Genomic DNA, 23,326 nt, shown 5'->3' with positions numbered 1-23,326 from the left:
CTCCCGTCGCCCCGGTAACGCCTGTTGCTCCGGTCACTCCCGTCGCTCCAGTTGATCCTGTTCCCGTTATTCCTGTGGCCCCGGTTGCTCCCGTCGCTCCGGTCACTCCTGTTGCTCCAGTCACTCCCGTTACCCCGGTCGAACCTGTTCCGGTAACGCCTGTTGCTCCAGTCGCCCCGGTCACACCTGATAATAGTAATTGATATTCAGGAGATGTGCCTGGAGTCCCTGTTGGACTTGCCACCACAACGCGGTAAATGCTTCCATTGAAAGAAATTAACTCACCGACGACATATGTTGGGCGTGCAGTTGGGTTATAAACGACGACTCCTTCTAATCCGACACCAGTAACTCCTGTTGGACCCGTTGGGCCTGCTGGTCCTGTAGGACCGACTGAGCCTGTTGGGCCCGTTGGTCCTGTGGCGCCATTACCGCCTCCACCATTTGTTATGCCTGTTGGGAATGACGAGGTCGCTCCAACAACTCCCGGACCATTAATTAATTGATTGTTCACCTCAATGTCATATTGATTCCTTCTGTCATTTCGTCTGTTATTCCATAAGTGCCATGGAAAATGCATTCATGTACCACCTCAACAATTGAAATATAGTATCCTATGTTGATAAAAGTACGTTTGCTACACAATTATTTTGGTAAAAAAAGAGTACTCAATTTGAGTACCCTTTTTCAAATCCCATTATAGCCAATCAGGGACAAAAGATCCGAAGTATGCAGACACTGTCGAAAATAGACCTGTAAATAATGCAAGTCCGAGTAAGATCATAATAACTCCACTCGTTTTTTGGATCATCGGTAAGTATCGATTCAAGCCGCTAAGTTTATTCAACGATTGAGAGAATATCAATGAAACGAGTAAAAATGGGACGCCTAAACCGATGGAATAGACGAGTAGTAAACCAACTCCGCTAAACATCGTTTCTTCTTGGCTTGCCATATACAATATCGAACCTAGAATTAATCCTATACAAGGCGTCCAACCTGCTGCGAATACGAGCCCAAAGCCGACTGAACCAGAAAAACTCGAGACTTTTTTTCGGACCTCTTTTAAAGATGCGGCGTTCTGTAATCAAGGATTGCAAGGAAATGAGTCCCGACATTTGTAGACCAAATAAAATAATGATAATCCCGCCAATTCTTTCAATCAATGTCCCGTATAAAGCAAACCATGTACCAATGGCACTCGCTGATAATCCCAGAAGCAAAAAGATAATCGTAAAACCCGTAATAAATCCAACACTTCTAGATATAATGAGTCCTCGGTTGGCATTTACTGCTCCACCCTTCACATCTGTCCCTGTCAATTGGGCAAGATATGCAGGTACCAACGGGAAGACACATGGAGAAAAAAACGTGACCATACCAGCCAAAAAGGCTGCACCTAAAGTTACTTCATCCATTATCTAACCTCCAGTCCAAGCTGTTAGTATTATTGTATATCACGACTTGGACTTTTAACCTTGTAAATCTAAGATTGTAACAAATTTATCACTCGTTGCATAAAGAAACCCGCACTAGCTGGTGAGATGTTGGCTAGTACGGGCCGGATCATTTATTCATGAGAATCTTGGTTTGTATGAAACTCGATCGCTTCCCTTTCCTGTCCAGAAAGCGTATCTTCATACTGCATACCGTAAAGGCCGAACACTAGAATTGCGACAATTCCTACCGGTAAAAGAGCTTTAATAAATTTCATTGCTTGTTATTCCTTTCTCCCATTGCTGTATTAAACATCTAACGCCGTGGATCAGTAATTCGTTGCACTTGACCCTCATCAAAATCCGCAACGAGCACTTGCAAACCACCGAAGTAAACGGCCGAATAAAAGGCATCCACATCATGGCCCATGGCTGCTAACTCTTCCATGCTCTCCTCTGGCCAACTTGATTCAACGACAACCTGACGTTCCCCAGTCTCAGGATGTGTCCCATGTGTGATTCTAGGCATGTTCATCGCTTCTTCTAAACTGTCTAGGTGTGCCGAGTAAATAAGCACCTGACTCATGATTTGCGGAATTCGATTTCCCCCAGGGCTACCCATCCCAATGACTTGTTGGTTTGCAGGGTCCACTAGCAGCGTAGGTGTAATGAAACTTCGTGAACGTTTGTGACCGGCATACACATTCGGTGATGTTTCTGTTTGTGCGAAGTTGTTCATATGGTTATTTAGAAAATACCCTTGTTCAACCATCACACCTTCACCGAAAAAGTTGCTTAGCGTATTTGTTGCAGAGACGACCATACCATCAGAATCGGCAATTGAAAAATGTGTCGTGTTGCCTTGGTCATCCGTTGATGCTTCAATGCCTTCTGAATCCCCATTAATCTCATCCAGATCAACTTCCTCAAGTAACCCTGCGCTATAGGCTTGACTTGTTAATTGATCGGTATTGATGTCAGGATTTGTCGTTGGGTCTCCGATATTACGCGATCGATCTCGATACGTTTCACGAACACTTTCAATAAATGTGTGGCCAAACAATGCAGATCCAGGTTCCATCTCCGTTAGCCCAGCTGTTTCTGCCATTTGTAATTGCTGAATTAACGTGACACCAGACATCGGTGGCGGTGATGAATAGACGGTATATCCATTAAATTCTCCTGAAACTGCTTGACTTTCTAGAACCTCATAAGCTTGAAGATCCTCTACGGTTATGCTGTTTTGATCTCCAGCAAGTTCATTAGCTAATTCCCCGGTATAAAAATCATCAAACCCATTTTCCAAAAGCCGCCTCATCGTTTGTGCGAGGTCCTCTTGAACGAGCTCCATGCCTTCTTTTATACGAATGCCTCCAGGATAAAACGGGTCTGCAGATTCTTGGTCAATCCTGGCGCTTGCCTGGTACAGACGATCTTCGAGCATATCATCAACGATAAACCCACCTTCTGCATAATTTATTGCCGGCTGAAGGAGCTCGTCTAGAGACATCGTTGCGTAGTTTTCGTGAACGGTCTGCATTCCTTTAACAAACCCAGGAACACCAGCTAAATTTTCTTGACCTTGTGCTGGTGACATCTCACGGTAATCATAGACCATTGGCGATTCGTTCAAATCATCGAGAACGAGCATCGCGCCACCACCACCAATGCCTGAACCGTAAGGTTCAACGACACCGAGCGTGAATGCGACCGCAATCGCGGCATCGACTGCATTTCCTCCATCCGCTAGAATTGCTTCCCCAACTTCTTCTGCGTATGGGTGTGAGGCACTCACTCCGGAGTCTCCAAGATCAACTTGTACGTCTTCTTCATCTTGTGGACCATTTGAACTCCCTGATGGTTCATCCACATTTTCTGATGAATTTTCAGGGCCTGTATCGTCATTTCCTGAGAACATTACAGCCACAGCTAACAACACAACGGCAGCAATTGACATAAGAACCGTCATTCTTTTCGACAAATCTAACCCTCCCTGACATCTGAATACGATTTTTTGACAGTTTTTTCACTTCCGCTAGTCTACCACATGGCTATGGTCGACTTCGAATATTAAGCGCCCATCTTTGATCTCATACACACTGTCATCGGTCGTATCTTTTGTCAGTTGCTGGAAGATTCTTTGCCTGAAGTACGACTCTCCCGCTCCATTAAGCGGTCTAGGTTGTGATTCATGAATTCGAAATGGCACCAACTCAATTTCTGCGCGGCCATCCTCATATAAATGATATTGAGCAAGGGCAGTGTCCCTCGTTCGGGTCCACCCTTGATCAAATATAAAGTTCCCTAATGAATAAAAAATAATGCCATCGTTATAGTGCTCAACAGACTGCAAGACGTGAGGATGATGGCCAATGACAATATCAGCTCCAGCATCAACATACGCTTTCATCAAGTCTTCTTGCCTCTGTGTTGGCGTACTCGTGTACTCAACGCCTATATGAACATGAACAATGACAAGGTCGGCTTCTCCATCAGCCGCCTTAATGTATTCAAGTGACTCCGATGGATCTGACTCTAAAACACCCGAGCGATCAGCACTTGCCCACACATCATTAAAGCCGACTGTAGCAATGGTTAATTGCTCGTCAATTTGATTGTAGTCAATAAACGGCTGTTGCACGTGACCGACCGTATCCACATTCGATTGTGCAAATTGATCAATGGTATCTTGTAAACCTTTTTGACCATAATCTAGAATATGGTTATTGGCCAAATTTACGACGGAAAACCCAGCGTTCTCCATAATATTGATTGACGATTCCGGTGCATGTAAAGGAATTTCCTTATCTGCTTGCTCGTATTCTTCCCCGTCGATAAGTACCGGGTGTTCAAAATTCCCTGTCACATAATCCGCCTCGTCAAAATACGGCATTGCATAATGAAACAAAAAGTCTGAGCCTCGGTAATCAATGACATCTTCCACGTAACGACCCATCATAATATCGCCAACAAATGAAGCAGTTAAGCGTGGTTCTTCTTCGTTTGTACTTTCTGCAAGAGACTCTTGCTCTGGCAGTGGCCACCAGTTGGCAGCCATCAGAATCACAAACGTTAAAAGAACCCCGATGATGCTATGGGGCAACGCTTTTTTCTTATGTTTTTTTGTGTAGGCTAACATCTTCTCTTTGAAAGTAAACTGTTTATCTTCCATCATATCCCTCGCCTATATGAATTCATCACGTCTCGCTCTATAGGAAATATAAAAACGAAACAATGAGGAATGTAATCCCGCTTATCACAATTGTACTCAGTGTCGTAGGCAAAACGCCTTGTCGCTGAAAAGCATTTGCAATCAGACCAGGAACAATCACCCGAGACCTCGAAACTCAACGGTTTCAAATGGGAAGATGGGGTAAAAGTAGTCGAAGATCATTTTCACAAGAATTCCTACGGTCATCATCGCTGCAAACTTACGTCTACCATAGAGAATCGTTAGCCTACCTACGACTTGCGTGACGATTAAGTATGTGATGAAACTCAAGAAGAAAATCATAACGAGAAACAACAATTGATCAAATACGAGTGCCAAATAACCGGGAACAATGAGTCCCGCTGGCATAATTCCCGTACGCTCTGTGTAAATCAGACTTAACACGACGCCAATAACTAGCGCAATGTATAATTCAGTACCAAACAAACGACGCCCACTCCTTACGCATATACCGGTTTTTTATTGGACTCTAGTTGTTCAATGAGCGGAACGGCTCCATGGTAGTTTCCGATTCCGAACACCACTTGTCCATGTGCAACTTGTTCGAGATATCTCATTACTTGATCCGCATCTTCACCTTCCAAGTCTTTTAGTTCATTAACTTGAAGAAGTCCTTCATCATACGCTTTTTGAACAGGTGCAACCCCTTCGCCGATGAGCACCAACTTATCGATCTTTATGTTTGGCAACATCTGTTCAGCAAATTGTTCAGTACGCTCAGGTCGATCAGAGCGACAATTCATGATGATGATCGGTTCTTTTGATGGGTAGCCTAGCGTAATGACATTTTCCCAAATCTTCATTGTTGATGCTGGCTCATTTGCTGAGAAACCGTTGACGAAAAAGGATTCTTCACCATTCTTCTCAAATAGAGGAAAAACACGCGTGACACCAGGGGCAGCTTTCGCTTTCAACATCCCTCGGCCAGCCGTATTCTCATCAATGTCCAATGCACGGGCAACGGCTAATGCCAGCGCTACGTTCTCATGAAATAGCATATACTCAAACTTTTTAAGGTAGGAGTTCGGTACGGCTTTAGGATCAGCAACGTAAACACGAGTATTTCTCCGTTTGGCTTCTGCTTTTAGCTCCTCAACATAAGGTGAAGGTGAGACGATTAACTTCCCATCGTAAGGGATGGTTTCCTTGTAAGCATCCACCATATGATCAAGCGTTGGCCCCATCACTTCCATGTGGTCTTCTACGACATTCACAATGACGGTGATGTTCGCTTGCATCCAACTTTCTTGAAATACTCTTTGGTAATCGGGAGCAACAGCCATACACTCGCTCACGAATACTTCTGCACCTCGGTCAGCCGCTTCTTTCATAGCAATTTTCTGTTCGCGAATGTTCGCACCTTCTGGGCGCCGTTTAATGGGCCGCTCTTCATCGGTGTCCCAATAAAACATTCTTGCTGCTGTACCTGTAATCTTTCCGACGGTTTTCCTACCATCTTCCATTAACACACCAGAAATGAGCCGTGTGACCGTTGACTTCCCTCGACTGCCATTAACATTAATCCGTAGTGGAATTTTGTCGACTTCAACTTGATGTTGTTTTTTTTCGTACATGCCCAGTCCGAGCAATCCCAGTAATACTAATCCTGCAAATAGGGTTATCACACTAAGTCCTACTTTCTTCACGCTGTTCCAAACGATTTCCTTGATGAGTATACGTTAATTATACTGGATAATCTAGTCTGTTCCGTTTCAATGCTGTTACAATTTGCGTTCAAACTACTACATTCCACAACTATTTTTTCATATATTGTAAAATGTTACAGTTTCTGCTTGTAGTTTTTACTATATTCGTTGCTTTATGCATGATACATGTATTGTTTTCGTTACAGTGAACCTAGGGAGTCTAACTGGTTTGTCGTTATTTGTTATTTTGCGTTACACCCGTTTTTCTCGTTTGTTCCAAACGGAGAGTGCGATGTTTATAATGAGTAATAAGATGACGAACCAGACGATGGAATAGATCGTTGCCATTATGACATCCGTCGGAAAATGAACCCCAAGAATGACGCGGCTTACTACTGTTAAAAGAGCAAGAATAACGAGGACTGCCCCTGCGGTAATTTGTGCAGGTTTCCCCCACTTCATTACTTGTTTAATGAGATAGATCATTAAAATGGAAATCATGACCGCTCGAAAGGAATGACCGCTCGGAAAGCTATATGACAATAAGTTTAACGGCTCCCCAATAAAGTCGATTGTCCTCTCTAAGCCACCTGGCCGTTCCCTTTGAATGATCTGTTTTAGAACGGTGTTTAAGGCAACGCCTCCAAAAAGGTAGACGGTACTAAAAAGCATGAACATCCATCTCTTTTGCTCATTAAGTAAAGGAAGAGCAAAACGAAAAAGATCATAAAGAATAGTGAATCTCCGTAATGAGTCACCACCTCAAAAAATCGGTATACCCCTTCGCCCTCTTCTCCAGAATGAATTGGCTGGAGGCACGTAAAATTGTTTCATCTAGCCACTGTCCTACAGGTAACATTAAAAATGTGAAACCAATCGTGCTTAAGGCGAGCAATAGCACGCCAATCATACGTTTTCCCATCGAATCCCTCTTTAATTTATGTTCTTTTTCTAAGTGTTGGGGAGTTTCCCACTGTTCCTACAAGGCCAAGAATCGTTAGAAGTACCCGTTGCGGACCGAGGTAGCCTTTCTCCGGTCGATACCATTCCAAAAGTGTATGTGCACCACCAGCCTGTCCACCCGCTCCAAGTGTTATTGATGGCACCCCGATGCTCATCGGGTAATTGGAATCCGTACTTGCCGGAGGGGCAAGACTGGGAGCAAGTGCTAGTGCCTCGGTTGCATACCAAGCGGTTTCTACAATTTCAGTTGACGATGACTGACTACCTACCGGTCGATCGCCAATTTGTTCAATCGTATAGCCTACACCTTCTTCAGAAGAAAATGCCCATTTACGATTCTCTTCATCTGCTGCTTCTTGAAGAAAACGAAACATCGTTTGTTCTATTGAATCAAGTTCAGGCTCTCCGTTGGATCTAAGATCAATCGCTAATTTCGCTTCTTCAGCTATAGCTGTCGGGATGGTTCCTCCCTCAAACACCCCTACATTAAATGTCGTTTTAGGGTCGGTGGAGGTTCAAGATCAGCCAGCTTCACAGTCGCCCGTGCAGCTGCATGAACGGCGCTCGGTGTACCAAATGCCCCAAAGCTATGACCACCTGGCCTTTATACGTTACGATGTAGCGAAAACTGCCTGTGCCATTATATATGATTTCAGTTGGAGAAACAGCATCAATTGAAATAAAACCATCAATGTCCCTATTATCTTTGAAAAAAGCTTTCACCCCGCGAAGATCCCCAGGACCTTCTTCCCCAACTGTACCTCCAAATATTATGTCTCCAGTCGTCTCGATGGCGCTTTGTTGGAATGCGCGAACAATCGTAAGTAACGCTGCTAGGCCTCTTGCATCATCGGTAATACCGGGACCATAGTAAATGCCGTCTTTTTCTGACACTGTTGTATCTGTATCTTTTGAAAAGACACTATCAATATGCGCTGAAACGAACAATGTGGCCCATTGCCGGCCCCTTTTCTTCGCCCATATACGTTACCCTCTTCATCTTTTCTTACATCAAGAAGACCTAACTCTTCTAGACATTTTTTTATGTAGTCTGCTCGCTCGTGTTCAGAAAAAGGGGGCGCAGGAATTTGTGCAATCGTTATTTGTTCGTCCAATGTATTTTTATCATCCGCATTGATGGATGACAGCATCTGTTTCACATCATTGTTATTCATTAGAACATGGTACACTTGTTCATATTGAGCCATGAAAAGAACCCCTTTGCCGTTTTGTCCTATTATACGTGAGTACACGCTGATTGTTAACGATTTGCCACTGAATAAAAATAGGCCCGAAAAGGATTGAACATTCCTTTTTGGGCCTAACTCGATTGTTTTTCATATGCTCTTGATGTTTGTTGGACAAGTTCGTCCAAACCTCTAATTCTTTGCAAAGCTTCTTTCTCATCGATCATTCGGTAATGGTGCAACCCATCTGGTTCTTCATTCGCTTCATCTGCTTGACTGACGACCATTTGTAACGGGGTTAATTGCAAATCTCCTGAAGGCAAATAAGAATCTGTATGCAGTAGAATGGCTAGTGCAATTTCTTTTGCCGATTTTCGATCTTCTCCGAGACGAATCAATAGTTTGTGCGCACGTTCTGCACCCTTTATTGCGTGAATATCATTTTCTTTGTAAGAATGGAAGTTCCACTCGCCATCTTCACCGTACCATGTGTAATGTCCGATGTCGTGAAGAAAAGCTGCCTTCACCGCTAGTTCTGGGTGAACCTGGCTCTTGCAGGCAAAGTAAAATGCAGATTCAGCCGTTGAAATTGCATGATCTAGCCTGAGCGTTTAATAAACTTCTTCGCAATTGGGTGGGAATAAAGATCATAAAGTGTGACGTGATTCATGGTGATCCACTCCTATTTTTTCATTTAAACGTATCATAAATGATCAGGGTATTTCAAGGTTTTTTTCATAAAACAAAAAAGGGATGGACGTTGTTTCGCCCATCCCTTTTTTCTATTTCTTATTATGCTTCGTCTGTGACACGTACTTCTTTCATTTTGTCCCCTGGCTTAATTGCAAGCACTTCGTCCATTCCACTCGTTACTTGTCCAAATACGGTATGCACGCCATCTAGATGAGGTTGCGCTTCGTGAACGAGGAAAAATTGAGAAGAACCTGTATCTTTACCAGCATGCGCCATTGATAACGATCCTGGAACATGTTTGTGAGGATTTCCTTCTGTCTCACATTTGATCGTTGTGCCACTGCCGCCAGCTCCAGTGCCTGTTGGGTCTCCGCCTTGAGCAACGAATCCTGGAATAACACGATGGAACGTCACATCATTGTAGAAATCGCTATTCGCTAGCTTTTCAAAGTTTGCAACGGTATTCGGCGCTGCGTCTGGATAAAACTCCATTTCAATTTTGTTGCCATTTTCCATTTGGATGTATCCTTTTTTAGCCATCATATTCCTCCGTTAATTTGGTTTACTGTTCGTCCATGAGTTCAGCGAGTTCAGACCACCGCTCCATCAATGCTTCGATCTGATTGTCCAGCTCGTGAATTTGCTGTTGCAGATCTTGCAACAATAACGCGTCACTACCTGAGCGACTCATGTCCTCTTCTAATTCTGCCTTTTTTTGCTCTAAGCTGTCAATGCGGCTTTCAATCGTGTTCCAATCTTGTTGATCTTTGTATGATAATTTTTTTCGTTGTTTCGGTTGTACAGGTTTTGTTTTCTCCTTATCGGTGTGTTTGGATTCTTTCGCGTGTTCGGCGACCTGTTTCACATAGTCTTCGTAATCCCCCATGAATCGATCAATGTTGCCATCTTCACGAAACACAAGAAGTCGTTCGGTGACCCGGTCCAAAAAGTAGCGGTCGTGGGATACCGTCACGACCGACCCTGGAAAATCTAGCAAATATTCTTCTAGAATACGTAATGTTGGAATATCAAGATTGTTCGTCGGTTCGTCAAAAAACAGTACATTCGGCTCCTCCATTAACACCCTTAACAAATATAACCTACGACGCTCGCCACCAGATAGACGGTAAATCAGTGTGCGATGCATTGAGCGAGGGAACATGAAACGTTCAAGCATTTGTTCTGCAGTGATTTGCACACCTGACTTCGTCGTAATGATTGATGCACCTTCTTGAATGTACTCGAGCATTCGTTGACTATCATCAATTTCCATTTCACCTTGTGTGAAATAGCCGATCTTCACGGTTTCACCTTGGATGACTTCCCCTGCATCTGGTTGAATGCGTTTCGCTAACACATTAAGGAATGTCGTCTTGCCACTTCCATTTGCTCCAACAATACCGATGCGTTCCCCCCGGGTAATGAGCTCATCCACGTCTTTAAACAACCACGTCCCCGTCGGTGTTTGTTTTGAGAGATGAACGGCTTCAATCACCTTCTTGCCTAAACGAGTGCTAGCCGTCGAAAAAGAAAGTTGCTCTTCTTCTTTTGGACCGGTTTGCGATTTCATGTCATGTATTCTGTCTTTTCTCGCCTTTTGCTTTGTCGACCGGGCCTTCGCTCCTCGATGGAGCCAAGCAAGCTCTCGACGCAAAATGTTTTGTCTACGATCTTCTGATTTGATGGCCTGTTGTTCACGATTCGCTTTTTCTTCCAGATACAATTCGTAATTTCCATCATATTGATATAAATTTCCTTGATCTAGTTCAAAAATGGTTTGCGTTACTCGGTTCAAAAAATAGCGATCATGGGTTACAACTACGATTGCGCCTTCGTATTGAAGAAGAAATGATTCCATCCAAGCGATGGCTTCTGCGTCTAGATGGTTCGTCGGCTCGTCCAAGATGAGCAAGTCTGCAGGTTCAATAAGAGCCCGTGCGAGAGCCACCCTCTTTCTCTGTCCACCAGAAAGTGTGCCAACAAGCGCAGATGGTTGTTTAATACCGAGCTTTGATAACACCGTTTTCGCTTTCGTATCTGCAGCCCAGCCATCATGGGCGTCCATATTCGCTTGCGCTTTAAACAACGCTTGTTCTGAAGCGTCAGACCCTTGCTGTAACTCATAGTTTACGAGCGCTTTGTTGTAGTCACGCAGCGTTCGCATCACCGTCGACGGTCCATCAAGCACCGTATCTAAAACCGTTTTACTTTCATCGAGTTCAGGTTCTTGCGTTACATATTGAACCGTGAATTTGTTTGCATGATTCACCTCACCATGCTCAGGAGAATCACCCCCATAAAGAATATTTAAAAGCGACGTCTTCCCTGTACCGTTAGCCCCAATTAATCCGATTCGTTGTTTTGACTCTATACTAAATGATACATCGTTTAATAGTATTTTCTCTCCATATGTCTTTCTTAAGGAATGTGCAATAATTACACTCATAAACGGCCCCTTTCACTCCCCTATCTTATCATACGTTACACAAAAAATAATTCCATCAGTTTTGCTTATACTATGAGAAACTTTTTATGATGGAGGTACTTACGTAACATGGACGATAATCGATACCCAACTGGCGGATTCCCGCCTCAAACGCAAAGCAGGCAACCAGGTAGTGAAGCCAACATGGACCCGTTGCCAACGCAACCCGACACCTCATCAAAACCAACCCGTAAATTACTAGGCAAGACTGCACTGATTACGGGTGGGGATAGCGGCATTGGCCGCGCCGTTGCGATTGCCTATGCTAATGAAGGTGCGAACGTTGCGATTGTATATTTGGACGAACATGCAGATGCGACAAAGACGAAACAACTCGTTGAAGAAAGTGGGGGATGTTGCCTAACTATAGATGCTGATCTAACAGACTCCACAGCCTGTAATCAGGCAATTCAAGACACCATTGCCCATTTTGGTGAGTTGAACATCCTCGTCAACAATTGTGCTGTTCAATATCCAAAAAACAGTCTCTTAGATATTAGCGACGAACAACTAGAACTCACGTTTCGCACGAATTTCTATTCTCACGTTTATATGACGCGAGCATCATTGCCACATCTAAAGCCAGGGGACACGATTCTTTTTACATCATCAATTAACGCTCATATCGGCAACGAGACATTAATCGATTATACGAGTACGAAAGGGGCGATTACAGCGTTTGCTCGAAGCATGGCAAAATCTCTTGTTTCCCAAGAGATTCGAGTGAATATCGTTGCTCCTGGACCGATTTGGACACCTCTAATTCCTTCTTCATTTGACCAGGATAAAGTCGCACAGTTTGGCGCAAACACACCGATGGGACGAGCTGGACAACCGAGTGAACTTTCATCCGCATATGTATTTTTAGCCTCAGACGGTGCCTCCTACATGACCGGCCAAACCATTCATATTAATGGTGGTGATTACATGTCTTCATAAACCAGAAAAAAAGCAGTGCCGAATGGGACACTGCTTTTTTATTATTGTTCAAAATGCTCATTAATGTTATCAACCATACCTTGAACAGACTCAAGTCCACCACCGCTTAAGTACCAGAAATCTCCGTCTAGTGGCACGATGTTGTCATTTTGGTAGCTGCAGTACGCGCAACAAGTTCATTATCAATGACCTCCGTTGCACTTGCTTCTGCGTCGCTTCCCACTGTTGCCCCGCGATCAAGAATAAAGATGTAACCTGGGTCTACATCTGCAATATATTCAAAAGAGACATTATCGCCATGCGTTTCAGCGCTAATGTTTGGATCAGCCGCTTCAATGCCTAACACGTCATGGATAAATCCAAAACGAGAACCTTCACCGTACGCACTTGCAGCACCTTCATCAGCAGAAAGAATTAAAGCATCTTCATCGCTTGCTTCTGCACGTTCTTGAATGTCTGCAATGTCGTTATTAATCGCTTCAAGTTGTGATTCTACTTCATCTTCAGCAGCGAAAATTTCTCCAAGAACATGCATATTGGACTCAAATGACTCCATGTAGTTCTCGTTGTCTACTGCTAAGAATACCGTCGGGGCAATTTCACTTAGCTCATCATACGCATCTGACGCACGACCTGAAATGAAAATGACGTCTGGTTGCATCTCATTGATCAGTTCGAAGTTAGGCTCAAATAAACTACCTACATCTTCAGCCGTTCCTTCGAGGTCTGATAAGTATCCTGGTACGTTATTTGCTTGTGGAATGCCTGAAATGTTGCCATCAATTGCACGAATTGAGTCTGTAATTCCGTTGTCAAAAGAAACAACTGTTTCTGGTTCAACTGGAACCGTAGCCTCTCCGAGCTCATGGTCAATAACGACTTCACCTGCAGAATCTCCATCTGCTGCGTCGTCATCCTCTGTGTCTTCCACTTCATCTGTGCCTGCTGTATCGTCGCCTGTAGCGTCAGCGCCGTTTTCTTCCTCCTCAGCACCTCCACATGCAGCAAGTGCCATCATCATTGATACAGATAGAAACGGTACATAAAACTTCTTCATTATTCATTCTCCTTCATTCTTTACGATATTTCCCCTTTATCGTAACCCTTGCTATGGATTTCACACTTTCGGTAACGGCTGATTACCTTTGTTTCTCTCTTTTCTATGTGCATAACGTAAGCCCCAAGCCCCACCTCCCTAAGTTTATGAATGCTTACGTGAAGTACACACAAATCTTATTGCAGTTCACTTCTTCAATATTGATGTCCATATCATAAATGTTTTTTAAGGATGTCGGATTAATAATGTCGTGGCAATGGCCTTTTTCAACGACAATCCCGTCCTTCATCGCTACGATATCATCAGAATAGCACGAGGCGAAGTTAATATCGTGTACGACGATAATAATCGTTTTTCCAAGCTCATCACACAGCTGGCGCAGCGTTTTCATAATCTGCACGGAGTGTTTCATGTCTAGATTATTCAGTGGCTCATCCAAAATAATATAGTCCGTATCTTGAGCGAGAACCATCGCAATATACGCACGCTGGCGTTGTCCACCACTCAATTGATCTAAATATTTGTCTTGAATGTCGCGAAGGTTCATATAGTCAAGCGCATTCTCAACAAACGCCCAATCATTCTTCGTCAAGCGGTTTTTAGAATATGGAAAACGGCCAAAGCTTACCAATTCACGGATGGTGAGACGAATATTAATGTTGTTGGATTGCTTGAGAATGGAAACCTTTTTCGCTAGTTCATCACTTTTGTATTTGCCAATTTCTTTCCCTTCAACAAACACTTCGCCTGTATCGTGGTCTAGAAGGCGACTCATCATTGAGATGAGCGTACTCTTTCCGGCGCCGTTTGGACCAATAAACGAGGTTAATGTTCCTTTATTGACTGCGACAGAAACGTCTTCAACGACTTTTTTTCCGTCGAAAGCCTTTGAGACATTCTTTACCTCTAGTGCAGCAACTTCAGTATGAACGGTTGGTTTCTCAACTTCTAGCATTTTCATAGCCATTAGTTTTTCGTCCCCCTCAATAAAAGATAAATAAAGTATGCGCCGCCTACGAAATTGATGATTACACTAAGCGGGGCAGAAAAAGCAAACACTCTTTCTACAACTAATGTTCCTCCAACGAGTGCCACAATACTAACAAGAACGGAGGCAATGGCCAGTTGTGAGTGTCGAAATGTTGAAAGCATCTCTCTTGCCACGTTTACAACGAGCAATCCTAGAAACAGAATGGGTCCGACGAGCGCTGTGGACACACTCACCATAATCGCAATAATGATCAAGTATCTTCGTACAACCTTATCATAAGGAATGCCGAGGTTCACAGCGTGATCACGTCCAAGAGACAGTGTATCCAAGTATTTCAAATATGGAAACGCATAGATCATTGTGAGTAAAAGAATGATACAAGCGAGCCATAATAAATCTACGTTAATGTTACTAAAGCTGGCAAACATTCGGTTTTGTATCGACTGGAACTCATTTGGATCAATCAACACTTGCATGAACGTTGACAAGCTTGAAAAGAGCGTTCCAAATATAATGCCGACGAGCAATAGAAAGTATATATTTTGCTGTTCACCTTTAAAGAGCATCGTATAGAGAAGCAACGCAAAACCAACCATCAGAGCAATCGAAATCATGAAGTTGGTCCCTTGAGACATTGATACAAGGCCTAACGTTCCAAAGAAAAATACGAGCGATGTTTGAACGAGCATATATAAAGAATCCAGACCGATAATACTCGGTGTAAGAATTCGATTGTTCGTGATTGTTTGGAAGATGAGTGTAGAGAATGCAATCGCCGCACCTACAATAATAATGGCTGCGACACTTCTACCTCGCCTCGGCAGTGCATAGTCCCACCCTTCCGGAGTGAGTCCAATAAATAAGAATGTAACCGTAAGCACGAGTGACAGGACGCTGAGTATAATAAAGATCCACTTTGTTCTACGTTGCATACGACTTTCTCCTTAGCAGTAAAAATAGGAAGAGTGCGCTTCCAATCACACCTACCATAAGGCCAATAGGAATCTCATATGGATAGATGAGCACACGGCCAAGAATGTCACATACAAGTAAAAAGATCGCCCCGAACAGTGCCGTATGTGGCAAGCTGTTCCGTAAATTATCCCCGCGCATAATGCTTACAATGTTCGGTATGATTAAACCTAAAAACGGTATGGAACCGATCGTGACAACAACAGCAGCTGTAATTATGGCAACGATTAACAAACCGATGTTCATAATTTGTTTGTAATTCAATCCTAAATTCGATGAAAAATCTCTTCCCATACCCGCTACCGTAAATCGATTTGCAAAGATAAATGCAATGATAACGAGCGGAATCCCAATGTACAGAATCTCATAGTTTCCTCTTAATACGAGGGAAAAGCTTCCTTGCATCCACGCATTTAAACTTTGAATGAGGTCATATTGATACGCAAAAAATGTTGTAACTGCACTAACAACACTTCCAAGCATCAAACCAACGAGAGGTACGAAAATGACATTCTTGTAGCGAATTCTCTCCAGGATCTTCATAAACAAGAACGTTCCACCTAGCGCAAACAAAAAGGCGACGAGAAGCTCTCCATCGTACTTGCACCGGCAAACATGATGATGGCAACAAGAATCCCAAGCCTTGCCCAGTCAAGCGTCCCTGCTGTCGTTGGTGACACAAACTTGTTTTGTGTCAGCTGTTGCATAATGAGTCCACATACACTCAAACTGACACCAACAACAATAATGGCGAGCAGTCGAGGAAAGCGACTAATAAAAAGAGTTTCCCACTGTTCTTCAGTAAAACGGTGGATATTCCAAATTGATAAATCTTGAACCCCAACGAAGAGGGATATAATTGACAGTAATATAAGTGTAGGTATTAAGTATTTAAGTTGCATCATAATATTCTATCCAAATGACTATAGCACTTTGGTCAACCCTCCTCTTTCAAAGTCCAAGTAATAATGCAAATGAGATTCATTATCAACGAGGACACTTCTGATTATATCATCTCAGCCGAATGTTTCAATGCCTAATTGAGAAAAATATTCATTTACGCACGAAAAAGTGGTTCACCTTGTTGGTAAACCACCTTAATTGATTGATTCAAAAGCATCATATTGATGAAACTCAACAATACGAAAGCGTTCATCCTGTTGGACAAGCAATAGATCTTCAGCGAGAAACCGTTCTTCGCCTTCTAATTTATACTCGGCTCGAACGATATACGAGGTTTCATCTGCTTTCATGGCAGGCAAATCCGGGATCGCTTGTTGGATCTGTTCATGAAAAACGTCCCCCATTAGGACTTGTGCATCCTCTACCCGAGGAACACGCATCGCATATCGTTCTGCTAGCTCTTGGTCGGTCAGCGCTTCTTGTTGCTGCCACTCATCCGCAATATATGAAGGAATCACTTCCCAGTTCTCGTTGGTGACTTCACTATAGTATTCCTGAGCAAATTGTTCAGGAGTGATGAACTTTACCTCATCGTCAGTTGAATGATCTGTCGGTATGGGGGTATGCATAAACAAGTGTGATACTTGCCAGTCATTTTGTTCACGGTACAATTGAAGGTCCAACGTCAATTGCACGTCCTCCCCATACAATTCTTCATATGCAGGGTCGGTGAAGCCAGCTCGAACTACCACTTCATATTCCACTTCGTTATCTTCCAGCTCATCTTGTTGTTCATACACATTTATGCTAGACACATCCGCATTTGCAAATACTGCATATAACGGTCCATCATCTCTTCGTTCATCTCGATCATCGATGATTGGATGTTCATATTAAGGTAATCCTCATCTGCATCAGCTAACGCTTCCACCACTCGTTGTATGAAACTTTCTTCATCTAACTCATTAAGGTCTGGCTCATTCTCATTTGTTTGCTCGATATCGTCTTCTCCTTCTTCAGGGAAGACGTCGACATCAACTTCTTCAGCGTCAAGACATCCAGAAATAAGTGTTGTACCGAGAATGAGTAGTAATATAAACGTGCCACTTGAACCTTTACTCTGCATCCCACTCCCCCCACAGATACGAATATTAAGCCTTCAGATCATTCGTATCTAACAATTCGTCCAGATCTTTTACGGTCAGTGAATGCAACATCGTCTCACCGGGTTGGATAATGTCATTCACAAGTGTTTTTTCTGGTCTTGAAGTGCTGCAATTTTCTCCTCGATCGTTCCTGTCGTCACAATACGAACGACATCAACATTCTTTTCTTGTCCGAATCGATGGACTCGGTCTGCTGCCTGTTGTTCAACAGCTGGATTCCACCACAAGTCATACAAAATGACCGTATCCCCGCCAGTCAAGTTTAACCCTGTGCCACCGGCCTTGAGAGAAATGAGAAAGATGGATTTGTCACCTTCATTAAATGCGTCTGCAATCGCAAGTCGATCCTTTACTGGCGTCTTTCCATCTAAATAATGGTATCCCCATTCATTCTGTTGCAATCGAGAAGCAATAATGGCGAGCATTGACGTGAATTGAGAGAAGATCACCATTTTCTTCCCCGACGACAGGCCATTTTCAATGTAAGACATGAGAAATTCCATTTTATTCGATGTATGCCCAGATTCATTCATCACTAAGTCTGGATGACAACAGATTTGTCGTAACCTCGTTAGCCCTGCTAGAATTTCAAACCGCTCTTGAGTAAAGGCGTCACGCTGAACAGCCGATTGTAGCTTTGCACGAATTTGCTCGACTTGAGCAACATAAAGCTGCTTTTGAATATCGTTTAATTCCGTGTACTGAACAGACTCTTGTTTCTCAGGCAGTTCTTTTAACACTTGCGTCTTTAACCTTCGCAAAATAAACGGTCGGATCCGATGAGCAATGCGAGTGTTGGACAATTCCATAAATCCTTTTTTTGAAGGAAAGAGGTCAGGCATCACAATCGAGAAAATCGAAAAGAGCTCTTCTTTACGGTTTTCAATCGGTGTACCACTCAACGCAAATGCATGCTTCTTGCGGAGGGAACGCACGACTTTCGTTGTTTTCGCTTGTTCATTCTTTAGAAACTGCGCTTCATCAAGGATGAGGTTATCGTAAACGGCGTGCTGATAAAGTGACTCATCACGTTGAACGGATGGATAAGATGTTATATACACATCTGCATGTTCTCTGAGGATGTTTTCGCGGTCATCTCTTTTGCCATGAACAATCTCTACATGTAAATTCGGCGCAAACCGTTCAATTTCCTTTTTCCAATTGTAAAGCAATGATGCTGGTGCAATAACTAACGACCGTGCCCCTTCATTCTTTCGAGTGTAATCGGACAAGTAAGCAATCGCTTGAATCGTTTTCCCGAGCCCCATATCGTCGCAAGTATGCCTCCGAATCCATAGACAGAAAGTGATGACAACCATTGAAAACCTGTACGCTGATAGTCTCTCATCATTTGATTGACAGGCTCAGGCGGTGTTATTTGATGGTGCCCTGGCTCTGATACATCATCAATGAGACGTTTCACTCGCTCATCAAACCGTGTATGTGGTTGATTGTTAAGCTGAAACGCTTTATACAAAGGAACATTCATATTTGTTTGTATTGGACCATTTTCCCCTACGATTCCAATCGCATGGCGAACATCATCCATTTGCTCAGAAGATAAGTCAACATATTTTCCACTAGACAGCTTTGTATACGACCGATTTAACCTCATTGCCTGTAATAATTCTTCTGCTTCTGATGAGGAAACATCGGCGAATTGGAAATCAATATCTAGCCATTTCATGCGACTATTGAATTCAATTGAGATGGTCGGATCATCATTTGGATCATACACAAGATCTTTGACACTTTCGGTAAATTGCATCTCTGTATCTTTTTGAAGCTGCTGGACATCATTTAATAAGAAATGGGCGATGGACTCTTCTCCTGATAGCGTGAGTCCGTTTTCATTATATGTGAATGGGATGTTCTCAATGACGCTCATAATTTCTTGTTCTTTCTGGATATCTCTTAGAACAATGTCTCCTTCTTTCGTATCTTCTTCACGCTGATACGGATCGATCTCACGATCTCCATACCGGAACTGTAAACGAGCTTGCAATTGTTCACCGTCCCCTTCGACAAACAATGTCGGCGTAAGCGCCACTTGAACCAAACGATCAGCGATGTTCGTTACGTCAACATTGGCGATCTTTTCTAGCTGTGGAAGAATATATGATAGGAAACGTTCAAGCATCGCTATAGGCACGACCAATCTGCCTTGTTCGCGTTTCATCCGTTTATACATTCTCTCGAAGATGTGTCGCTCAGTTTCGTCTAAGAAATAAACGACCCCTTCTTCCATAAATGCCTCATATTCAGATCCTAAATAGTGAATGTTCTCGAGATTTTTCCACTCTAACTCAAACTCCGCCCCGTCCTCGGAGGCGTCCAAATGAAACTGTAACGGCAGTGATGCACGTTCGTTTTCTATTCCCTGAAATGAAACAAGTTTTTCATCGATGTATATAAAAATGTCGTTCTGGTCGAGCTCTTCCAATAGCTTAATCAGAACAGATCCAGGTAGATGGATCCTCCGAACCGCCTTTTGAGCGTAGATGAATGACTCTTCTTTGTACTGCATTAACTGGATTAACTGCTCCATGATCCACTTATCAGTTTCCGTAAATGTGTGCTCCATCGGTCGGTAAGTGAATGACTTTGTAAAAGGATAACTGTCTCGACGGTGAACCGCTTGCAACCAGCTGAAAATGTGTTTGACGACGTACGCACGATCTATCCCTGCTTTAAGCTCTAGCTCAGCATACCCACCACTCGTAAATAAATTTACTGGGTGAAAGTGGATGTGGTATTCGACGCGCAACGGTTCCCGCTCTGAATGAATGTCACGCTGCATATCGTACAAATCAGCAAAGCTATCAATGAAACGCTCAACTTTCAAAGGATCTGCATTTGTCTTTTTTCTTGCAGCAGGTGTAGAACTGGTCTGATTCCCCCATTGATAAAGCACAGCTACAATATGTTTACAGACGCCCCCGTAACTATTAAATGCTGGACATGTACAGTCGTAGTCCGCTAATATACTCTCGTCTCCAACAGTAAATGACACGTCATAAATATCTTGACCTAGAACGACCGCTGTATAGCGCTCGTCTTTTCCTTCTTGAATCTTTCTTACTCTGCCTTCTGCCACATACTTCTTCCCTCGTTTAATCGTCGCAGGCAATGCATGCGTACGAATAAACTCTTCAATTGCTGAGTGAGCCATGAGTTACCTCGCTTCCTATCCAAAAACACGAAGAAAAAACACACGCTTAGGTAAGAAACCCAAGCCTGTGTACTCAACGATGTTTACTCTGATTTAAATGATTCGACAATTTCATATAAATCATCGTCATTTTCTTTATTTCTTTCGTCTCTAACAAGCCCTGCAATCGATCGTTTTTGGATAATGAAGCGCAAGTCTGCCATGAGCTGCACAGTATCCACTCCAGGGTCTGCAGGCTTGTTTACAACACGCAAGCGGTAATTATCAAACTTCGTGTGGTTCAAAAACTTTAATAGGCAATAATAACAGCCTCTTCTCGTCCCTAACTTAAGATAACGATGCTTTATATTCTTCCCACAAATGTTGCATTCGATATTTGGCTTTCGAACTGTGTTTAGTCGTAACGATTCTAATAACCACACCGACTCTTTTGCTATTTTAGCAGTTCTAATCGAAAACCCCTCCTCACAGAGCCTCATGAACACTCAAGTGTTGAACACTTATTCACTACGCTTTGGGATTTTTACTTCTTCAGTATGTGACGAATTGTTTACTTCTAAACTTATAATAACCGAAAGAGAATATCAAGTCATCTGCACTAAAGTAGGATTGCACGAGTAAATGTTGCCAATGCGTATCTGACAGGTCGTTTGCTTTCATTAAAAAAAGTGCCTTGTCACTAGTGGACAGGCACTTTCGTATGATAGAGTTACTTCGCAGCCACTTCTAAAGAAACATCTACATTTCCACGAGTTGCTTTGGAATAAGGACAAAACTCGTGCGCTTTTTCTACCAGTTGTTCAGCTGTTGATTGGTCAACCCCTTTAACCGTCACATGAAGTTTGACGCCAAGTTGAAAGCCATTGTCACTTGGGTCTTTTAGCAAGCTGACTTCTGCTCTTGTTTCTGAATCAATTTCTTCTTTGCTTTTCTTTGCCATTAAGTTTAGCGCACCGTCGAAGCACGCTGCATAACCGGACGCAAATAACTGCTCAGGATTTGACGCATCACTCGGTATATCATCTCCGCTAGGCATCGTGAGTCCTACATTAATGACACCATTGTCAGATTTAACTTGTCCTTCGCGACCACCTGAAGCAGTCGCACTCGTTGTAAATACTTTATCTGCCATGTTCATCTCCTCCAATCAGTTCTATCTATTATGTTTACGTTTTCGCTTATTTTTAAACCTCATATTACAAATTCATTGAGTTGTTCATGAATAGACTCATATAGTAGTATAATAAAAGGAATGTAACCGTAAAGGATTGCATTACTGCTAATTCGGGTATGAAGATTGTACCATGCTCAATGAGGGAAAGGTGATTAAAGATGAAAAGAACAGGAGAAAAGGTACTAGGTTGGATTGGGGTTGCAGTGAACTTTTTAGTTATTGTTCTTACCGCAATGGGAACTGTTGTTATGAGCGCAGCTTTTGGCTCTGACCAGTTGCAAGCAGAACTCGAAGCTGATCTTGCGAACGATCCGGCATTAAACAGCGAGGACATTGATATGATGCTAAGCGTATTCTCTATGTTTTCTGCGATTGGCTGGTTTGCGGTTGTCGTTATGGTTATTGGTATGATTCTTGCCATTATCGGTCTTATTAAAATTAATGGAAATGCCAAAACCGCAGGTATTCTTCTTATTGTATCCGGTGCGCTTATGGTCATTCTCACGCTAGGCGGCTCCATCATTCAATCTGTACTCTTCATCATTGCAGGTATTATGTGCTTGGCTCGTAAGCCACAAGTCGAACCTGCCGAAGAAGAAACATCAACAGATTATTAAAAGAGCATGAGTAAGGAAAGGGGCTGTCCCAAAAGGTTTTAAAATAGACCTTGGCACAGCCCTTTTTTCTATGAATGAGTTTCATATCTTCGATGGGTTGCAAGTTTTCGGGACATTAACATCAGTATCGTTTATTGATTTTCACTGCAGGCGGATGCACTCCAGAGTACAAGGGCGACATCGGTGGCCAAAAGACGCCCAACGTGTTTTTTAAGTTGCAAAGTTTTGATCTTGGAACGGAAGAACGGGTTCCAAAGATCATCGATTGAATCAGATTCACTCATAAGTGACCATTTTGACTCTTTCTGATTCCAATCGATAGACATCTAGTTCCAAACGTCCGTTTATGGGATCATATTCAGCACTTTAAAGAAATTGAACAACAATCTAGTTCCAAAGCGATGTTTATTGAGTCGCACGCCCTGCCCCGAACACCGAGTTGAAACCCCAAACTTCTGTCGGCGCGAGTCGCGCCGAATCGAGACCAATTTTGGTTCGGTCCCGCTGGGACCGACAGGTCGTAAGGAGTTAGGTTTCGTCCAATCTGCGCTCCAGTTGGAACAAACTGCGCGCAAGTTTTACGAAATGAGCGCTAAAATCGCTAAAAAGAGCTAACTTGATCGCAGAAATTGAAAACTAGCGCGCACAATGCGAACCATGCCCTGCCCCGCTCGATACAAATACCATTGAAGT

At 43.1% G+C, this 23,326-nt stretch carries 21 protein-coding genes and 6 pseudogenes; 2 read left to right on the top strand and 25 right to left on the bottom strand.

All coding sequences use genetic code 11. The annotated features are described in order from the left end of the window. The 15 genes and pseudogenes from JCM19037_RS26865 to JCM19037_RS06635 form a co-directional block, all read right to left on the bottom strand. A pseudogene (locus tag JCM19037_RS26865) lies at window positions 1-580 on the bottom strand (collagen-like protein); the annotation flags it as partial. 117 nt (window positions 581-697) lie between these two features. After that, a pseudogene (locus tag JCM19037_RS28300) lies at window positions 698-1,009 on the bottom strand (cytochrome c biogenesis protein CcdA); the annotation flags it as partial. Next, window positions 927-1,379 (bottom strand): cytochrome c biogenesis CcdA family protein, encoded by a 453-nt coding sequence (locus tag JCM19037_RS06680; RefSeq protein WP_255357866.1) that lies wholly within the window; start codon window positions 1,377-1,379, stop codon window positions 927-929. The pseudogene JCM19037_RS28300 and the gene JCM19037_RS06680, both read right to left, overlap by 83 nt. A 191-nt stretch (window positions 1,380-1,570) precedes the next feature. Continuing rightward, window positions 1,571-1,714 carry a hypothetical protein gene (locus JCM19037_RS25605; protein WP_193744316.1) on the bottom strand — a complete coding sequence of 48 codons (144 nt, stop codon included), beginning with the start codon at window positions 1,712-1,714 and terminating at the stop codon, window positions 1,571-1,573. A 38-nt stretch (window positions 1,715-1,752) separates the two neighbouring features. Further along, window positions 1,753-3,417 carry a gamma-glutamyltransferase family protein gene (locus tag JCM19037_RS06675; RefSeq protein ID WP_052363624.1) on the bottom strand — a complete coding sequence of 555 codons (1,665 nt, stop codon included), beginning with the start codon at window positions 3,415-3,417 and terminating at the stop codon, window positions 1,753-1,755. Between the two features lie 54 nt (window positions 3,418-3,471). Continuing rightward, window positions 3,472-4,611 carry a CapA family protein gene (locus JCM19037_RS06670; protein WP_042399158.1) on the bottom strand — a complete coding sequence of 380 codons (1,140 nt, stop codon included), beginning with the start codon at window positions 4,609-4,611 and terminating at the stop codon, window positions 3,472-3,474. A gap of 34 nt (window positions 4,612-4,645) precedes the next feature. Then, a pseudogene (pgsC, locus tag JCM19037_RS06665) lies at window positions 4,646-5,094 on the bottom strand (poly-gamma-glutamate biosynthesis protein PgsC). A 14-nt stretch (window positions 5,095-5,108) separates the two neighbouring features. Then, window positions 5,109-6,290 carry a poly-gamma-glutamate synthase PgsB gene (gene pgsB / locus JCM19037_RS06660; protein WP_373900499.1) on the bottom strand — a complete coding sequence of 394 codons (1,182 nt, stop codon included), beginning with the start codon at window positions 6,288-6,290 and terminating at the stop codon, window positions 5,109-5,111. A gap of 276 nt (window positions 6,291-6,566) precedes the next feature. Then, window positions 6,567-6,986 carry a phosphatase PAP2 family protein gene (locus JCM19037_RS06655; RefSeq protein ID WP_042399156.1) on the bottom strand — a complete coding sequence of 140 codons (420 nt, stop codon included), beginning with the start codon at window positions 6,984-6,986 and terminating at the stop codon, window positions 6,567-6,569. Window positions 6,987-7,068: 82 nt separating this feature from the next. Then, entirely contained in the window at window positions 7,069-7,236 is a 168-nt protein-coding gene (locus JCM19037_RS25600; RefSeq protein WP_193744686.1) for a hypothetical protein, read from the bottom strand. Window positions 7,237-7,252: 16 nt separating this feature from the next. Further along, a pseudogene (locus JCM19037_RS29195) lies at window positions 7,253-7,771 on the bottom strand (peptidase dimerization domain-containing protein); the annotation flags it as partial. Between the two features lie 37 nt (window positions 7,772-7,808). Then, window positions 7,809-8,225, bottom strand: coding sequence for a M20/M25/M40 family metallo-hydrolase (locus JCM19037_RS29190; protein WP_307189738.1), 417 nt, complete (start codon window positions 8,223-8,225; stop codon window positions 7,809-7,811). A 373-nt stretch (window positions 8,226-8,598) separates the two neighbouring features. Continuing rightward, window positions 8,599-9,134: pseudogene (locus JCM19037_RS06645) on the bottom strand (HD domain-containing protein). Between the two features lie 122 nt (window positions 9,135-9,256). Continuing rightward, complete coding sequence (locus tag JCM19037_RS06640) at window positions 9,257-9,697, bottom strand: peptidylprolyl isomerase (protein WP_042399152.1); 441 nt, start codon at window positions 9,695-9,697, stop codon at window positions 9,257-9,259. Between the two features lie 22 nt (window positions 9,698-9,719). After that, window positions 9,720-11,603: an ABC-F family ATP-binding cassette domain-containing protein gene (locus tag JCM19037_RS06635; protein WP_042399149.1), complete on the bottom strand. Its 1,884-nt coding sequence runs from the start codon at window positions 11,601-11,603 to the stop codon at window positions 9,720-9,722. Window positions 11,604-11,711: 108 nt separating this feature from the next. Between JCM19037_RS06635 and JCM19037_RS06630 the strand changes: the two genes are divergently transcribed. Continuing rightward, on the top strand, window positions 11,712-12,581 hold the full coding sequence (locus JCM19037_RS06630) for an SDR family oxidoreductase (protein WP_042399146.1): 870 nt from the start codon (window positions 11,712-11,714) through the stop codon (window positions 12,579-12,581). 127 nt (window positions 12,582-12,708) lie between these two features. On the opposite strand, the gene JCM19037_RS06625 is transcribed toward JCM19037_RS06630, so the two are convergent. The 10 genes and pseudogenes from JCM19037_RS06625 to JCM19037_RS06580 form a co-directional block, all read right to left on the bottom strand. Beyond that, complete coding sequence (locus tag JCM19037_RS06625) at window positions 12,709-13,638, bottom strand: siderophore ABC transporter substrate-binding protein (protein WP_052363622.1); 930 nt, start codon at window positions 13,636-13,638, stop codon at window positions 12,709-12,711. Between the two features lie 154 nt (window positions 13,639-13,792). Then, complete coding sequence (locus JCM19037_RS06620; RefSeq protein ID WP_081829116.1) at window positions 13,793-14,605, bottom strand: ABC transporter ATP-binding protein; 813 nt, start codon at window positions 14,603-14,605, stop codon at window positions 13,793-13,795. Continuing rightward, the gene (locus tag JCM19037_RS06615; RefSeq protein ID WP_042399143.1) at window positions 14,605-15,561 is read right to left on the bottom strand and encodes an iron chelate uptake ABC transporter family permease subunit; all 957 of its coding nucleotides are present in this window, start codon (window positions 15,559-15,561) and stop codon (window positions 14,605-14,607) included. The genes JCM19037_RS06620 and JCM19037_RS06615 overlap by 1 nt, the downstream gene beginning before the upstream one ends. Beyond that, window positions 15,551-16,503 (bottom strand): annotated as a pseudogene (locus JCM19037_RS06610) (ABC transporter permease). The gene JCM19037_RS06615 and the pseudogene JCM19037_RS06610 overlap by 11 nt, the downstream one beginning before the upstream one ends. 195 nt (window positions 16,504-16,698) lie before the next feature. After that, entirely contained in the window at window positions 16,699-17,304 is a 606-nt protein-coding gene (locus JCM19037_RS06605; protein WP_042399141.1) for a hypothetical protein, read from the bottom strand. 2 nt (window positions 17,305-17,306) lie between these two features. Beyond that, window positions 17,307-17,630 (bottom strand): hypothetical protein, encoded by a 324-nt coding sequence (locus tag JCM19037_RS06600; RefSeq protein ID WP_042399139.1) that lies wholly within the window; start codon window positions 17,628-17,630, stop codon window positions 17,307-17,309. Between the two features lie 117 nt (window positions 17,631-17,747). After that, window positions 17,748-18,938, bottom strand: a complete 1,191-nt coding sequence (locus tag JCM19037_RS06595) for a DEAD/DEAH box helicase (protein ID WP_193744684.1) — start codon at window positions 18,936-18,938, stop codon at window positions 17,748-17,750. Next, window positions 18,860-20,842: an SNF2 helicase associated domain-containing protein gene (locus tag JCM19037_RS06590; RefSeq protein ID WP_042399135.1), complete on the bottom strand. Its 1,983-nt coding sequence runs from the start codon at window positions 20,840-20,842 to the stop codon at window positions 18,860-18,862. The genes JCM19037_RS06595 and JCM19037_RS06590 overlap by 79 nt, the downstream gene beginning before the upstream one ends. 83 nt (window positions 20,843-20,925) lie before the next feature. Continuing rightward, window positions 20,926-21,264 carry a hypothetical protein gene (locus JCM19037_RS24965; protein ID WP_152548974.1) on the bottom strand — a complete coding sequence of 113 codons (339 nt, stop codon included), beginning with the start codon at window positions 21,262-21,264 and terminating at the stop codon, window positions 20,926-20,928. Between the two features lie 287 nt (window positions 21,265-21,551). Further along, a complete protein-coding gene (locus JCM19037_RS06580) occupies window positions 21,552-21,974 on the bottom strand; it encodes an organic hydroperoxide resistance protein (protein WP_042399128.1) in 423 nt (140 codons plus the stop codon). Between the two features lie 200 nt (window positions 21,975-22,174). Between JCM19037_RS06580 and JCM19037_RS06575 the strand changes: the two genes are divergently transcribed. Then, complete coding sequence (locus JCM19037_RS06575) at window positions 22,175-22,633, top strand: DUF4064 domain-containing protein (RefSeq protein ID WP_042399125.1); 459 nt, start codon at window positions 22,175-22,177, stop codon at window positions 22,631-22,633. Window positions 22,634-23,326: the final 693 nt, after the last annotated feature.

This window comes from Geomicrobium sp. JCM 19037 (assembly GCF_000698105.1).
Taxonomy (GTDB): domain Bacteria; phylum Bacillota; class Bacilli; order Bacillales; family Marinococcaceae; genus Geomicrobium_A.
The sequence above is the reverse complement of the archived record's forward strand: the minus strand, read 5'-3'. Positions and strand labels throughout refer to the sequence as shown.

Bases quoted from the DNA above. Each gene is read 5' to 3' on its own strand.
- JCM19037_RS06575 (WP_042399125.1), top strand. From the start codon at position 22,175: ATGAAAAGAACAGGAGAAAAGGTACTAGGTTGGATTGGGGTTGCAGTG.
- JCM19037_RS06680 (WP_255357866.1), bottom strand. From the start codon at position 1,379: ATGGTCACGTTTTTTTCTCCATGTGTCTTCCCGTTGGTACCTGCATAT.
- JCM19037_RS06590 (WP_042399135.1), bottom strand. From the start codon at position 20,842: ATGGCTCACTCAGCAATTGAAGAGTTTATTCGTACGCATGCATTGCCT.
- JCM19037_RS06640 (WP_042399152.1), bottom strand. From the start codon at position 9,697: ATGGCTAAAAAAGGATACATCCAAATGGAAAATGGCAACAAAATTGAA.
- JCM19037_RS06625 (WP_052363622.1), bottom strand. From the start codon at position 13,638: ATGAAGAAGTTTTATGTACCGTTTCTATCTGTATCAATGATGATGGCA.
- JCM19037_RS25605 (WP_193744316.1), bottom strand. From the start codon at position 1,714: ATGAAATTTATTAAAGCTCTTTTACCGGTAGGAATTGTCGCAATTCTA.
- JCM19037_RS06630 (WP_042399146.1), top strand. From the start codon at position 11,712: ATGGACGATAATCGATACCCAACTGGCGGATTCCCGCCTCAAACGCAA.
- JCM19037_RS06655 (WP_042399156.1), bottom strand. From the start codon at position 6,986: ATGCTTTTTAGTACCGTCTACCTTTTTGGAGGCGTTGCCTTAAACACC.
- JCM19037_RS06620 (WP_081829116.1), bottom strand. From the start codon at position 14,605: ATGGCTATGAAAATGCTAGAAGTTGAGAAACCAACCGTTCATACTGAA.
- JCM19037_RS06600 (WP_042399139.1), bottom strand. From the start codon at position 17,630: ATGCAGAGTAAAGGTTCAAGTGGCACGTTTATATTACTACTCATTCTC.
- JCM19037_RS25600 (WP_193744686.1), bottom strand. From the start codon at position 7,236: ATGGGAAAACGTATGATTGGCGTGCTATTGCTCGCCTTAAGCACGATT.
- JCM19037_RS06595 (WP_193744684.1), bottom strand. From the start codon at position 18,938: ATGGGGCTCGGGAAAACGATTCAAGCGATTGCTTACTTGTCCGATTAC.
- JCM19037_RS06670 (WP_042399158.1), bottom strand. From the start codon at position 4,611: ATGATGGAAGATAAACAGTTTACTTTCAAAGAGAAGATGTTAGCCTAC.
- JCM19037_RS06635 (WP_042399149.1), bottom strand. From the start codon at position 11,603: ATGAGTGTAATTATTGCACATTCCTTAAGAAAGACATATGGAGAGAAA.
- JCM19037_RS06580 (WP_042399128.1), bottom strand. From the start codon at position 21,974: ATGGCAGATAAAGTATTTACAACGAGTGCGACTGCTTCAGGTGGTCGC.
- JCM19037_RS06615 (WP_042399143.1), bottom strand. From the start codon at position 15,561: ATGCAACGTAGAACAAAGTGGATCTTTATTATACTCAGCGTCCTGTCA.